Consider the following 12,721-nt stretch of genomic DNA (forward strand, 5'->3'; position numbering starts at 1 on the left):
CTCGCGGGTTTTGCGCTTTTACCGGGCCAAACGGATGCTCACGCGGCCAGCCCGTGTGAGCGGCGACCGTCCGCGCCCACGTTGCCTGCGGCCACGTCGGTGCCGTCGGGCACCCGGGTGTCCCGGTCCAGGCGTACACCGGCGGCGATCCGCACGTTGCGGCCGATGCGCACATGGCTGCCCAGGTGGGCACCGCCCGAGACGAGGCTGCCCTCGCCGATGTGCACGTTCTGGCCGACGAACACCTTGTCGCCGATGACGACGTCGTGGTCGATCCAGCTGCCCGGCCCGACCCACGACTCCCGGCCCACCTGCGCGCCTGACTCGATGTAGGCGGACTCGGAGATGAACGCGCTCGGTTGCACGGTCGACTTGCCGGACACCCACCCATTGCCGTTGGGGTGTCGGCGGTACTTCTCGATCACGCCGGTCTCCACCTCGACGTCGATGTTCTTGCGCACTGGGCTCCTCTCCTGACGCGCGGTATGTGCGCCGTCCTGCGCCGAAGCGCCGATTACGCGCCCGCGGCCGGACTACAGCACACCAGAATGCGCGTCTAGGGAGGGGGAAACACTGAAGACTCGCAGGACATTCCGTGCGCGTGCCCAGTCTCGGCGGCCGTTGTGGGATTGCGGTGACGATCCTAGGGTGGGGCCATGGCCAGAGGTGAGCTGTTCCCGGTCGTCAATTGTGTCGATCTCGCGACCACCTGGAGATGGTATGTGAGCGTGCTGTCCGGCGTTGTCGACTACCGGTTTCCCGAGCGCGGTGAGCCGGACGTGCCCGACCTGGCGGCCGTGGTCGAGGCCGCGGCCGCGGCTGTCGTGGTGCCGCCGGCCGACATGCCGTGGGGTGAACGGGTCGCGTACCTGCGCGATCCCGAGGGCACCATGCTCCTGGTGATCCGGGATGCCGACAGCAACGAATCGGGGCCGTCCTGAGCCGTCAGACGCGGCACGATCGACCGGCCGTGTCCCGGCACCCGAGAACACCCCCGGCGTTAAGAAAGTGGGCCCCGTCGGGCTCGAACCGACGACCCAAGGATTAAAAGTCCTTTGCTCTACCAACTGAGCTAGAGGCCCGCGGTTAATAACTTAGCGTGGATTGGCGGACGGTTTTTGTGACTAGCGTGGATGCATCCGCCACAGACGTCGGCCGGCAACACCCACACCAACCGGCGACGTACCCGACTACGCTGCCCTGAAAGCCAGGAGGAGAGCGATGGCCGACGATTTCCACAAGCCCACCCAGTTCTCGGGCGCCAAGTTCGAATCGATGATGGGCGGCGAAGATCCCGCGCAGATCAGCCGGGTCGCCCACGAGACCGCCCAGGCGTTGATCGCCAGGGTGCGTGACAGCCCCGACCCCGAGGTCGTGGAGCGCCTGGTGGCGTACACCGACGAGCACGGCATAGACGCGGTGGCGGAGCTGTGGTCGCGGGCCACGCCGCGCAGCCTGCCGGGCGCGCTCTGGCGCATCTACCTGGTGCGGTTGCTGATCCGGCAGGATGCCGATGGCACGGCGTTCCTTTACCAGCGCGGTATCGACGTGGCCGTCACCATCGACCCCCTCGTCGCCGGTGCGGCGGTGCCGACCGGTCCAGCCGAGATCATCCTGCTCGCCGACGAGATCCTCCGGGGCGTATTCACCGGCGACTTCGCCGTCGCCCTGGACCGGGCAGCCGCCTTCTGCCGGGTGATCGGCGCCGGCTGCGCGAGTGTCGCCGACGACCTGGACAGCACCGAACCTGGCCGTTCCTCGGAGCTGACCACCCGGGCCCTGCGGTTCTCCACTACCGCGCAGGAGTTCACCTCCTGCGCCCGGCTGTGGCGCAGCGACTCCCTCGAATAATTTCCCGGGCATCCCGGAATGAACTCTCAGCCGATGTCGTTTACACTTGATGCTGGCCGGACCGTAGTAACCCCGGGCTCCAATATTCGCCGTCTAGAACGGCCTCACGCCGAGAGGCGTTCTGCGGTCCGGCCTTCACTTTGCCCGGCGGCCACCCGGGCGGATCTTTTTCGCTCCAGACCAATCCAGCAGGGACTCGGTACCGAACCCTAAGCATGGAAGGGGACTGGACCTGACATGCTGGATCTCATGACTGCTGAGTTCGACCTCGACGCCTCGTCGACAGCGCCTTCGAAAGAAGAGCTGCTCGCTCGGGTAGCCGAAGGCGACCAATCGGCTTTCGGTGAGCTTTACGACCAGATCGCTCCACGGGTGCTTGGCCTTGTCAAGCGCGTACTGATCGATCACGCACAGTCGGAGGAAGTGACCCAGGAGATTTTCCTGGAGATCTGGCAGACGGCATCGCGGTACGAGTCGCAGCGTGGCGGGGCCTCGACCTGGATCATGACCATGGCGCACCGACGTGCGATCGACCGGATTCGGTCGTCGCAGGCCGGCCGCGACCGGGACACCAAAATCGGAATCCGCGACCTCGCGGTGCCCTATGACCACGTCGCCGAAACCGTCGAGGTCAAAATCGAGCATGAAAGGGTGGAGAAGGCGATGTCCAGACTGACCGAACTGCAACGCCAGGCCGTGAGCCTGTCGTACTTCAGCGGTTACAGTCACCGTGAGGTCGCCGACCACCTGCACATCCCGCTCGGCACCGTGAAAACCCGGCTGCGCGACGGGTTAATTCGTCTGCGAGATGAACTGGGGGTGGGCGCATGAGCGACACCGACAAGCCCGATATCGATCTGACCGGCAACGGTCCCACCAACAACCCGGCCGACCTGGCCGGCGCATACGCCCTGCACGCCCTCAGCGCCGACGAGGCCGCCGAATACGAGCGGTACCTGGCTCAGTCGGAGCAGGCCCGCATCGAGGCCGCCGAACTCAGCGACACCGCCGTGGCCCTCAGTCTGTCGGTGGCGCCTGTGCAGCCCTCCAGCGCGCTCAAGGCCGGCCTGATGGCCCAGCTGGCCTCCACCCCGCAGCTCTCCCCGCTCCCGCCCGCGGCCGACTCGGTGACTCCTGACGAACCCACCGCCACGACGGATGCGCCGCCCGCGGCCATCCCGATCGGTTCCGCGTCCGCTCGCGCCGCTGCCGTTCCGGGCAGCGCCTCGACTTCGGCGTCCTCGGCCGACAAGTTCGCCGCCGGCAAGGGATCCGCCGGCGCCCCGGGCTCTGCCGCCGAACGGGCCCAGCGCCGCTGGTTCCAGCGTCCCGCCGGGTACCTCGTCGCGGCAGCGGCCGCCGCCGCCCTCTTCGTCGGCGGCACGTTCGCCGGCCAAGCCCTCTACGGCGATCCCAGCCAGGACTTCGCCCAAGAGCAGGCCGCCAGCCTCGCCGAGATCAACGCGGCCTCCGACAGCCAGCGGGCGTCGACCAAGACCGCCGACGGCCAGGATGCCACGCTGGTGTGGTCCGGAGAGCTCGGCCTGTCCGCGATCATCGTCGACGACCTGCCCGCCCTCGGCGACGACCAGGACTACCAGCTCTGGTACATCGGAACCGCAGGGCCCGTCCCGGCGGGCACCTTCGACTCCGACGGCTCCGGCACCGCCTGGCGGGTGCTCGACGGCACCATGTCCGCCGGTGACGCCGTCGGTGTCACGGTGGAACCCTCGGGTGGATCCGAGCAGCCCACCAGCGACCCGATCGTCGCCATCCAGAGCTAGCTCGCTCGCCAACGGTCTCGCACCCGGTGCCGGCACCTGCCGGTCCGGACCGGGCCGGCACGTACCTGCCCGGCCGGCACGTACCTGCCCGGCCGGCACGTACCCGCCCGGGCCTGCCCGTACCTGCCCGTGCCGGTCGGCGCCGGCCCGCGTGGCGCGAGGCCAGCATCCCGATGACCCCGACTTGCCGCAGAGTCTCCCGTCCGGGGCCCTGAAGCGGTACCTTGACCGAAGTCGCTGGCCGGCAGCATCCTTACTTGCCGCAAAGCCCCCCCCCCGCCGGAAGGGGCAGCAACTGGCAAGTCGGCCCCGCACCCAGCGGTGAGTTGCCGGTTCGGGCCCCTTCAGGGAGCCGGAAGGGGCGCCAAATGGCAACTCGCTGGCGCATGCTCGCTGTGTGCCCTAGAGCTGGAGGCCGGCTGCGCCGGGTGGGTAGGCTCGAGACATGACCCTGCCTTTCACGCTGCTCATCGACCCGGAGCCGGCCGACTCCACCCGCACCGACTTCGTGGACACGTTCCACGAGATCGACTCCGGCGCCCCGGCACTGCGGGTCGCCGAGCTGAGCACCCAACGCGGCGACGGCATCTTCGAGACCCTCAGCGTGGTCAACGGGCACCCGCAAGAGGTTGAGCCGCACATCAGCCGGCTCATCAACTCCGCCCAGATCTGCGACCTGCCGGTGCCCAACCCCGCCCAGTGGCGCGCCGCGATCGCCTATGCAGTGGCCCGGATCCCCGGCGAGGGCGAACTGGCGCTCAAGTTCGTGCTCAGCCGCGGCGTCGAGCACGGACCCGCGCCCACCGCCTGGCTGCACGCCACCCGCGCCGCCGACTTCACCGCGGTACGCGAGCACGGCATCAGGGTGATCACCCTCGACCGCGGGTACCCGCGCGGGGTCGCCGAGCAGGCACCCTGGCTGCTGATGGGCGCCAAGACCCTCAGCTATGCCATCAATATGGCTGCCCTGCGCGAGGCCAAGCGCCGTGGCGCCGATGACACCATCTTCCTCACCCACGACGGCTATGTCATGGAGGGCCCCACGTCGAGCGTGATTCTGCGCATCGACGGCCGTTACGTCACTCCGGCGCCGAGCGGCGCCATCCTGCACGGCACCACCCAGCAGAGCGTGTTCGAGTACCTCACCGCGCACGGGGAGAGCGTCGAGTACCGCGATGTCACGGTCGATGAGCTGCGGGCGGCGGATGCGGCGTGGCTGGTCTCCAGCGTGCGTCTCGCGGTCGCTGTGATCGCCCTGGACGGCGTGGAGTTCCCCCACGACACCGAGCTCACCCGCGCCCTGAACGCGTCCCTGCTGGCTCGCACCGGCGCCTAGCGCAGCCACCCGTGGCGCGAGAGCGGCCGCGTGGCTGCTTCGCGGGGCACGAGGTGACCGTTTGGCCGCTCTCGCGACACGACGGTTCCGCGAGAGCGGCCGCGTGGCTGCTTCGCGGGGCACGAGGTGACCGTTTGGCCGCTTTCGCGACACGACGGTGGTAGACGGGGAACACGCACGGCGGGAACGAAAGACCGCCCGGGCGACCTTGGGGTCGACCGGGCGGCGGGAGCAACGGGTGCGTGGTTAGCCGAAGCGGCCGGAGACGTAGTCCTCGGTGGCCTGCACGGTGGGATTGGAGAAGATCGTGGTGGTGTCGTCGTACTCGATGAGCTTGCCCGGCTTGCCGGTGCCCGCGATGTTGAAGAACGCGGTGCGGTCCGAAACCCGCGAGGCCTGCTGCATGTTGTGCGTCACGATGACGATCGTGTAGTCGGTCTTCATCTCTTCGATGAGGTCCTCGATCGCGAGGGTGGAGATCGGGTCGAGCGCCGAGCAGGGCTCGTCCATCAGGATCACGTCGGGCTGCACGGCGATGGCGCGGGCGATGCAGAGACGCTGCTGCTGGCCGCCGGAGAGGCTCGAGCCGGGCTTGTCCAGGCGGTCCTTCACCTCGTTCCAGAGGTTCGCGCCGCTCAGCGAGCGTTCGATCAGCGCGTCGGCGTCGCTCTTGGCCATCCGACGGTTGTTCAGCTTGACGCCGGCCAGAACGTTGTCACCGATCGACATGGTGGGGAACGGGTTGGGCCGCTGGAACACCATGCCGACCTGACGGCGCACGAGCACCGGGTCGACGCCGGGGCCGTAGAGGTTGTTGCCGTCGATGAGCACTTCACCGTCGACGTGAGCGCCGGGGATTACCTCGTGCATGCGGTTGAGGGTGCGCAGGAACGTGGACTTGCCGCAGCCGGAGGGGCCGATCAGCGCGGTCACCGTGCGCGGTTCAATGGTCAGCGACACGCCCTCCACGGCGAGGAATTTGCTGTAGTAGACGTCGAGGTCGTTGACTTCAATGCGCTTGGACATGTGTTCCTTCGAATCTGTTGAAGCTGGAGTCTGGGCGGCGGCTGCGTCAGCGGCCGAGTTTGGGGGAGAAGGTGCGCGCGACCAGCCGGGCCACGAGGTTGAGCAGCATGACGATCACGATCAGGGTGAGCGCACCTGCCCAGGCCCGGTCGATGTAGGCCTGCGAATCGGCGCCCTGGCTGGCGTACTGGTTGTAAACGAACACCGGCAGGGTCATCATCCGCTCGTTGAACAGGTCGTAGTTCATGCTGGCGGTGAAGCCGGCGACGATCAGCAACGGCGCGGTCTCGCCGATCACGCGGGAGATCGAGATCATGATGCCCGTGACGATGCCGGCCAGTGACGTCGGCAGCACCACCTTCACGATGGTCAGCCACTTGGGCACACCGAGTGCGTAGGCGGCCTCGCGCAGCTCGTTGGGCACCAGCTTGAGCATCTCTTCGCTCGAGCGCACCACCACCGGGATCATCAGCACCGACAGAGCCACCGAGCCGCCGAAGCCGAACCGGATGCCGGGGTCGTTGAACAGCAGCGAGAACAGGGCGTAGGCAAACAGGCCGGCCACGATCGAGGGGATGCCGGTCATCACGTCGACGAAGAAGGTGATGCCGCGGGCGAGCCGGCCGCGACCGTATTCGGTGAGGTAGATGGCCGTGAGCAGCCCGATCGGCACCGAGATGAGGGTGGCCAACCCGGTGACGAAGAGGGTTCCGACGATGGCGTGCAGGGCCCCGCCGCCGGCGCCCACGACGTTCCGCTGGGACTCGGTGAAGAAGGTGGGGGTCATGAAGGCGGGCAGCCCGTTGACGATGGTCGTGCCGACCAGGGAGATCAACGGGATCAGCGCCACCACGAACGCGATGGTGACCAGGGCGGTGACCAGGCGGTCTTTGGCCCGGCGGGTGCCCTCGACGAAGTAGGAGAACAGGAACAGGGCGATGCAGTACAGGACGGTTCCGAAGAACAGCGTGCCGGCCCAGTTGAAGCTCTCGGTCGCGCCGGAGAGGAAGATCACCGCGAAGATGGCGCCCACGACCAGCCAGCTGGCGGCGAGCACCATCATGGGGGCGTTCTTGGGCAGTTTGCCGGCGGTGAGGGAGTTCGTCACGGGAGAGGAGGCGGTCATGGTGATGCTCATCAATTCGCTCCTGAGAAGGCCTTGCGGCGGTTGATGATCACGCGGGCGATCATGTTCACGATCAGCGTGATGACAAAGAGTACGAGGCCGGTGGCCAGCAGGATGTTGACCCCCACGCCGTGTGCCTCGGGGAAGTTCAGCGCGATGTTGGCCGCGATGGTGTTGGAGTTCTGCGAGGTGAGCAGCTGGAAGATCACCTCGGGGTTGGGGGAGAGCACCATGGCCACGGCCATGGTCTCGCCGAGCGCGCGGCCCAGGCCCAGCATGGCGGCGGAGATGATGCCGGCGCGGCCGAAGGGCAGCACGGCCATGGTGATCATTTCCCAGCGGGTGGCGCCGAGGGCCAGCGAGGCTTCCTCGTAGAGCACCGGGGTCTGCAGGAAGATCTCCCGGCAGATGGCGGTGATGATCGGCAGCACCATCACGGCGAGCACGATGGCCACGGTGAGGATCGTGCGGCCGGTGCCGGACACGGGGCCGGCGAACAGCGGGAACCAGCCGAACCAGTCGACGAGGTTGGCGTAGAACGGCTGCACCATCGGGGCCAGCACTCCGATGCCCCAGAGGCCGAAGACCACGGAGGGAACGGCGGCGAGGAGGTCGATGAGGTAGCCCAGGCCCTGCGCGAGTTTGCGCGGGGCGTAGTGCGAGATGAAGAGGGCCACGGCGATGGCGACGGGCACGGCCATCAGCAGGGCCAGGAAGGCCGACCAGACCGTACCGAAGGCCAGCGGGGCCACGTAGGACCAGAAGTTGCTGAAGTCGCCCTTGAAGGCGTCAGCCGGCGCCACGAAGGCGGGGATGCTCTGCACGAAGAGGAACAGGGCCACGGCGGCCAACATGGCCAGGATCAGGCTGCCTGCTACCACCGTTGCGGTGGAGAAGATGCGGTCGCCCGGTCGTTCCTTGGCCTTGATCGCAATACGGTCAACTGCGGTCGTCATTCCGAGCGTCTCCCTGGAGGGGTGAGGTGTTACCGGTAAGGGTGGATCTTGAGCCGGACCCCAAGCCTCAGTGTGCCCGACAGGGCGACCGCGTGCAACGCGATCGCCCTGCCGGGCGGTGTTACTGAAGCCGGAAGCTCAGCGGATGTTGAGTTACTTGACGGTCTCGAGGACAGCGGCAACCTTGGCCTGCAGGTCAGCGGACAGCGGTGCGGCGCCGGCGGATGCCGCAGCCTCAGCCTGGCCGTCCTCGCTGGCCATGTAGCTGACGTACTCCTTGACGAGGGCGCCCTGTTCGGCGTCCGCGTACTCGGTGCAGACCAGCGCGTAGCTCACCAGAACGAGCGGGTAGTGCGTCGCGTCGGTGGTGAGGCGGTCCAGCTTGACGGCCAGATCGTTGTCGGCGCGGCCTTCGACGAGCGGCGAACCGTCGACGACTGCTGCGGCGGCCTCGGCCGTGTACTCGACGAACTCGTCGCCGACCTTGATCTTGGCGACACCGAGGTCACCGGCGCGGGAAGCGTCGGCGTAGCCGATGGTGCCGGTGCCGTTGGTGACGGCGTCGACGACACCGGAGGTGCCCTGGGCGCCCTCACCGGTGGCGTACGGGAACGGGTCGGCCGGCTTTTCGGTCCACACGTCGGGTGCGGCCTGGAAGAGGTAGTCCGCGAAGTTCTTGGTGGTACCCGAGTCGTCCGAGCGGTGCACGGCGGTGATCGCGGTGGCCGGCAGGTCGGCGTCGGCGTTCAGCGCGACGATGGCCGGGTCGTTCCAGGTGGTGATGGCGCCGGTGAAGATCTTGGCGAGCGTGTCGGCATCCAGGTTGAGGTCGGTGACGCCCTCAACGTTGAAGATGACGGCGATCGGGGAGATGTAGACCGGCAGGTCGACGGCGAGGGTGTCGGGGGCGCAAGCGGCGAACGTGCCGGCCAGCTCCTCGTCGCTCAGGTAGGAGTCAGAACCGGCGAAGTCGGTGCCGCCGGCGATGAAGGTCTCGCGGCCGGCGCCGGAGCCCGACGGGTCGTAGTTGATGGTGACGTCCGGGTTGGCCGTCTGGAAAGCGGAGATCCACGCTTCCTGGGCCGAGCCCTGCGAGGAGGCGCCCGCGGCGTTGATCGTGCCGGTGAGGGTGCTGTCCGCGGCGTCGTCGGTAGCCGTGCTGCCGGCTTCGTTCGAGGCGCAGGAGGAAAGAACGAGGGCTGCGGCAATAGCAATGACCGCGGGGCGGCCAAAACGCATGAGATTCACAAGGATCCTTTTCAGGTTGACTACAGGGAATGCGATCACAGGAGAATCCTGCGAACTTCGGGCCGGTGCTGGCCCTCGGTAGACGCTAATCCGTGTGGTTAACGACACTCCCCCTCCTTGGTGAACGGGAGGTAAACGACATCCGTCGAGTGGACCTCGTGCCACCTGCGCTGCGCACATCAGCGCCCGCAGTCCCGGTCGGGTCTGTGAGCGCTGGGAGAACCTTGTTAGAGGCGCGGCGGGTGGGTCTCGATGGCGAGGATGCCCGCGCTCGGGTTGTCGCTGGAGAGGTGCACGACCGAGAACCCGCTGGGCGACAACGCCGCGGCGTTGCCCAGCTGCTGGGTCATCGGGGAGCCCGTCGCCAGGGCGATCTCGCGCAGGATGTCTGGCAGGACCGGGCCGTGGCTGCAGAGCACCGCGGTCTTGCGGGCGCGGATGCGCTTGCCTACGTTGTGGCGCACATCGGAGGTGCCCTGCTCCCAAGCGTCCTGGCTGATCAGGTCGGTGCGCTTGAACGGCACCCCTGTCGCGGCCGACAGCGGTGCCACGGTGGTCACGCAGCGGGTGGCGGTGCTGGTGAAGATGCGCTGCGGCTGCCAGGCGCTCACCGTGGGGACCAGGGCGGCGGCCTGGGTCACGCCGCGTTCGCTGAGCGGGCGGGTGGCGTCCGGGCCAGACCAGTCGTGCGGCGCGGTGGCCTTGGCGTGGCGCAGCGCGATGATCGCGAAGGTGCTCGTGATGCCCTGGGCCACCAGGCGGGCGAACGCGTCGATGATCTCCACGTCCGGGGCGTAGCTGAGGTAGGTCCTGGCCTTCTTGATGGTCACCCATTCCAGGGCGGCGACCTCACCGTTGGGCACAAAGGTGGAGCGCAGAATGTGCTCCGGCAGCACCTCGGCGGCCCAGTAGTGCACGATCTTGGCCTTGCCGTTGGGCATCGGGTACTCCGACACGCCCAGCGGGACGCCCAGGGCGATGGCCAGCCCGGTCTCTTCCTCGATCTCCCGCACGGCTGTGACCGGCAGCGTCTCGCCGGGGTCGACCTTGCCCTTGGGGATGGTGATGTCGCCGTGCACGGTGCGGTGGATCAGCAGCACGTGCATCCGGCCGTCGATGAGGCGCCAGCAGACGGCTCCGGCCGCGAACACGGGGGCGAGGTCGCTCATCGGCGGCTCACGGGTCGCTTGCGCTGGCCGATCTGCTGCATCAACCGGTTCTGCATGTCGTCCAGCGGCTTCCCGTCGGCGTCCTGGTGGTGCCGGGTCCACTCACCGTTCTCGTCGAGCCACCACGACGAGGTGCGCTCGTCCATCGCCCGGGTGAACAGGGCATCCACCTCGCCCAGGTGCCGCGGGTCGACCAGGCGCACCAGCGCCTCCACCCGACGGTCGAGGTTGCGGTGCATCATGTCCGCGCTGCCGATGTAGACCTGGGTCTCGCCCAGGGTGTGGAAGGAGAAGATCCGCGAGTGCTCGAGGTAGCGGCCCAGGATCGACCGCACCCGGATGTTCTCGCTCATGCCGGGCACGCCGGGCTTGAGGCTGCAGATGCCGCGTACCCACACGTCAACGGGCACACCGGCCTGGCTGGCGCGGTACAGCGCGTCGATGATGTCCTCGTCCACCATCGAGTTGACCTTGATGCGGATGCCGGCGGGCTTGCCGGCCAGCGCGTTCGCGGTTTCATCGGCGATGCGCTTGAGCAGGGCCTTGCGCAGGTGGAGGGGAGCAACCAGCAGGCGCTTGAACTTCTTCTCGATCGCGTAGCCGGAGAGCTCGTTGAACAGCCGGGTCAGGTCCTTGCCGACCTGGTCATCCGCGGTCAGCAGCCCCATGTCTTCGTAGATGCGGCTGGTCTTGGGGTTGTAGTTGCCGGTGCCGATGTGGCTGTAGTGCCGCAGCACGCCCTTCTCATAACGCACCACCAGGGCCAGCTTGCAGTGTGTTTTCAGGCCCACGAGGCCGTAGACAACGTGCACGCCGGCCTTCTCCAGCTTGCGCGCCCAGGAGATGTTCGCCTGCTCGTCGAAGCGGGCCTTGATCTCCACCAGGGCGAGAACCTGCTTGCCCGATTCCGCGGCGGCAATCAACGCCTCCACGATCGGGCTGTCGCCGGAGGTACGGTACAGGGTCTGCTTGATGGCCAGCACGTTCGGGTCCGCGGCGGCCTGCTCGAGGAACGCCTGCACGCTGGTCGCGAAGGATTCGTACGGGTGGTGCAGCAGCACGTCGCCGCGGCTGATGGCGCGGAAGATGTCGGGTTCGTCGTTGGGTTCGCCGGTGAGCAGCTGCGCGGCCGTGGTGGGCACGTGCTTCGTGTAGTGCAGGTCGGGACGGTCGATGCGCAGATCGAACAGCCCGCCGAGGTCCAGGGGCGCCGGCAGCCTGTACACCTCCTGCTCGGTCACGTCGAGTTCACGCACGAGCAGGCCCAGGGTCACCTCGTCCATGTCCTCGGTGACCTCGAGGCGAATGGGCGGGCCGAACCGGCGGCGCAGCAGCTCCTTCTCAAGGGCCTTGATCAGGTTCTCGGTGTCGTCTTCCTCGATGACGACGTCCTCGTTGCGGGTGACCCTGAACACGTGGTGTTCGAGGATGTCCATGCCGGGGAAGAGGTCCTCGAGGTGGTTGGCAATGAGGTCCTCGAGGGTGATGAAGCGCACCTTGTCGACGGACTCGGTGCGGTCCACCCGCACGAAGCGCGGCAGCATGGAGGGCACCTTGAGGCGGGCGAACTCCTGCTTGCCGGTCTTGGAGCTGTGCAGGCGCACGGCCAGGTTCAGCGACAGACCGGAAATATAGGGGAACGGGTGCGCGGGGTCGACGGCCAGCGGCATCAGCACCGGGAAGATCTGATTGCCGAAGTAGCCGCGCAACGACCGGCGGTCCACGTCGCTCAGGCTGTCCCAGGTGACGATGTCCACGCCGTGTTCGGCCAGCGCCGGGCGCACCAGCTCCTGGAACGCGTGAGCGTGCCGGTCCTGCAGCACGTGGGCGGCGGCGGCGATGTCGGAGAGCACATCCTGCGGGGCTCGGCCCACATTGGTGGGCACGGCCAGCCCGGTGAGGATGCGGCGCTTGAGGCCGGCGACCCGCACCATGAAAAACTCGTCGAGGTTGTTGGCGAAGATGGCCAGGAAGTTCGCCCGTTCGAGCACCGGCAGGGCCGGGTCCTCGGCGAGTTCGAGTACCCGCTGGTTGAAGGCCAGCCAGCTCAGCTCCCGGTCGAGGTACCGCTCGCTCGGTAGCGCCGGATCGTTTTTGCCGATCTGGGGGTCAAAATCGTCGTCGAGTTCGCTCTCGAGCCCTGAGGTGCCTGGGATGTTGTCGCCGTCCATCTGTCCATCTTGACACCCGGCGCCGAGCGGGCGCGACGTTCACGGTGAACGGAA

General features: G+C 67.6%; 12 protein-coding genes and 1 tRNA gene. 5 read left to right on the plus strand and 8 right to left on the minus strand.

Translation table 11 applies throughout. The annotated features are described in order from the left end of the window. Positions 1-38: 38 nt before the first annotated feature. Complete coding sequence (locus tag E3O60_RS08165) at positions 39-461, minus strand: hypothetical protein (protein WP_165787893.1); 423 nt, start codon at positions 459-461, stop codon at positions 39-41. A 195-nt stretch (positions 462-656) separates the two neighbouring features. Here E3O60_RS08165 and E3O60_RS08170 point away from each other — a divergent pair, with 195 nt between their 5' ends. Further along, positions 657-941: a hypothetical protein gene (locus E3O60_RS08170; RefSeq protein WP_134497743.1), complete on the plus strand. Its 285-nt coding sequence runs from the start codon at positions 657-659 to the stop codon at positions 939-941. A 68-nt stretch (positions 942-1,009) separates the two neighbouring features. On the opposite strand, the gene E3O60_RS08175 is transcribed toward E3O60_RS08170, so the two are convergent. Continuing rightward, positions 1,010-1,082 (minus strand) — tRNA-Lys (locus tag E3O60_RS08175). A gap of 139 nt (positions 1,083-1,221) precedes the next feature. Between E3O60_RS08175 and E3O60_RS08180 the strand changes: the two genes are divergently transcribed. From E3O60_RS08180 to E3O60_RS08195, 4 genes are all read left to right on the plus strand, one after another. Beyond that, complete coding sequence (locus E3O60_RS08180; RefSeq protein ID WP_088457075.1) at positions 1,222-1,851, plus strand: DNA-directed RNA polymerase subunit beta; 630 nt, start codon at positions 1,222-1,224, stop codon at positions 1,849-1,851. A 249-nt stretch (positions 1,852-2,100) separates the two neighbouring features. Next, positions 2,101-2,682 (plus strand): sigma-70 family RNA polymerase sigma factor, encoded by a 582-nt coding sequence (locus E3O60_RS08185; protein ID WP_240632256.1) that lies wholly within the window; start codon positions 2,101-2,103, stop codon positions 2,680-2,682. Continuing rightward, on the plus strand, positions 2,679-3,635 hold the full coding sequence (locus tag E3O60_RS08190) for an anti-sigma factor (protein ID WP_134497745.1): 957 nt from the start codon (positions 2,679-2,681) through the stop codon (positions 3,633-3,635). The genes E3O60_RS08185 and E3O60_RS08190 overlap by 4 nt, the downstream gene beginning before the upstream one ends. 445 nt (positions 3,636-4,080) lie before the next feature. After that, entirely contained in the window at positions 4,081-4,971 is an 891-nt protein-coding gene (locus E3O60_RS08195; RefSeq protein WP_134408115.1) for an aminodeoxychorismate lyase, read from the plus strand. Between the two features lie 246 nt (positions 4,972-5,217). Here the strand turns inward: E3O60_RS08195 and pstB are convergent, their stop codons facing one another. The 6 genes from pstB to E3O60_RS08225 form a co-directional block, all read right to left on the minus strand. Continuing rightward, the gene (gene pstB, locus E3O60_RS08200) at positions 5,218-5,997 is read right to left on the minus strand and encodes a phosphate ABC transporter ATP-binding protein PstB (RefSeq protein WP_088457071.1); all 780 of its coding nucleotides are present in this window, start codon (positions 5,995-5,997) and stop codon (positions 5,218-5,220) included. Positions 5,998-6,043: 46 nt separating this feature from the next. Next, a complete protein-coding gene (gene pstA, locus E3O60_RS08205) occupies positions 6,044-7,135 on the minus strand; it encodes a phosphate ABC transporter permease PstA (RefSeq protein WP_103432227.1) in 1,092 nt (363 codons plus the stop codon). Beyond that, positions 7,135-8,079 (minus strand): phosphate ABC transporter permease subunit PstC, encoded by a 945-nt coding sequence (gene pstC / locus E3O60_RS08210; RefSeq protein ID WP_088457069.1) that lies wholly within the window; start codon positions 8,077-8,079, stop codon positions 7,135-7,137. The genes pstA and pstC overlap by 1 nt, the downstream gene beginning before the upstream one ends. 153 nt (positions 8,080-8,232) lie before the next feature. Beyond that, the gene (gene pstS, locus E3O60_RS08215; RefSeq protein WP_370028165.1) at positions 8,233-9,327 is read right to left on the minus strand and encodes a phosphate ABC transporter substrate-binding protein PstS; all 1,095 of its coding nucleotides are present in this window, start codon (positions 9,325-9,327) and stop codon (positions 8,233-8,235) included. Between the two features lie 227 nt (positions 9,328-9,554). After that, a complete protein-coding gene (locus E3O60_RS08220) occupies positions 9,555-10,496 on the minus strand; it encodes an NUDIX hydrolase (protein WP_088457067.1) in 942 nt (313 codons plus the stop codon). After that, positions 10,493-12,667: an RNA degradosome polyphosphate kinase gene (locus tag E3O60_RS08225; protein WP_103432229.1), complete on the minus strand. Its 2,175-nt coding sequence runs from the start codon at positions 12,665-12,667 to the stop codon at positions 10,493-10,495. The genes E3O60_RS08220 and E3O60_RS08225 overlap by 4 nt, the downstream gene beginning before the upstream one ends. Between the last annotated feature and the right edge of the window lie 54 nt (positions 12,668-12,721).

This window comes from Cryobacterium sp. TMB1-7, from assembly GCF_004402435.1.
Classification (GTDB): Bacteria; Actinomycetota; Actinomycetes; order Actinomycetales; family Microbacteriaceae; genus Cryobacterium; species Cryobacterium zongtaii.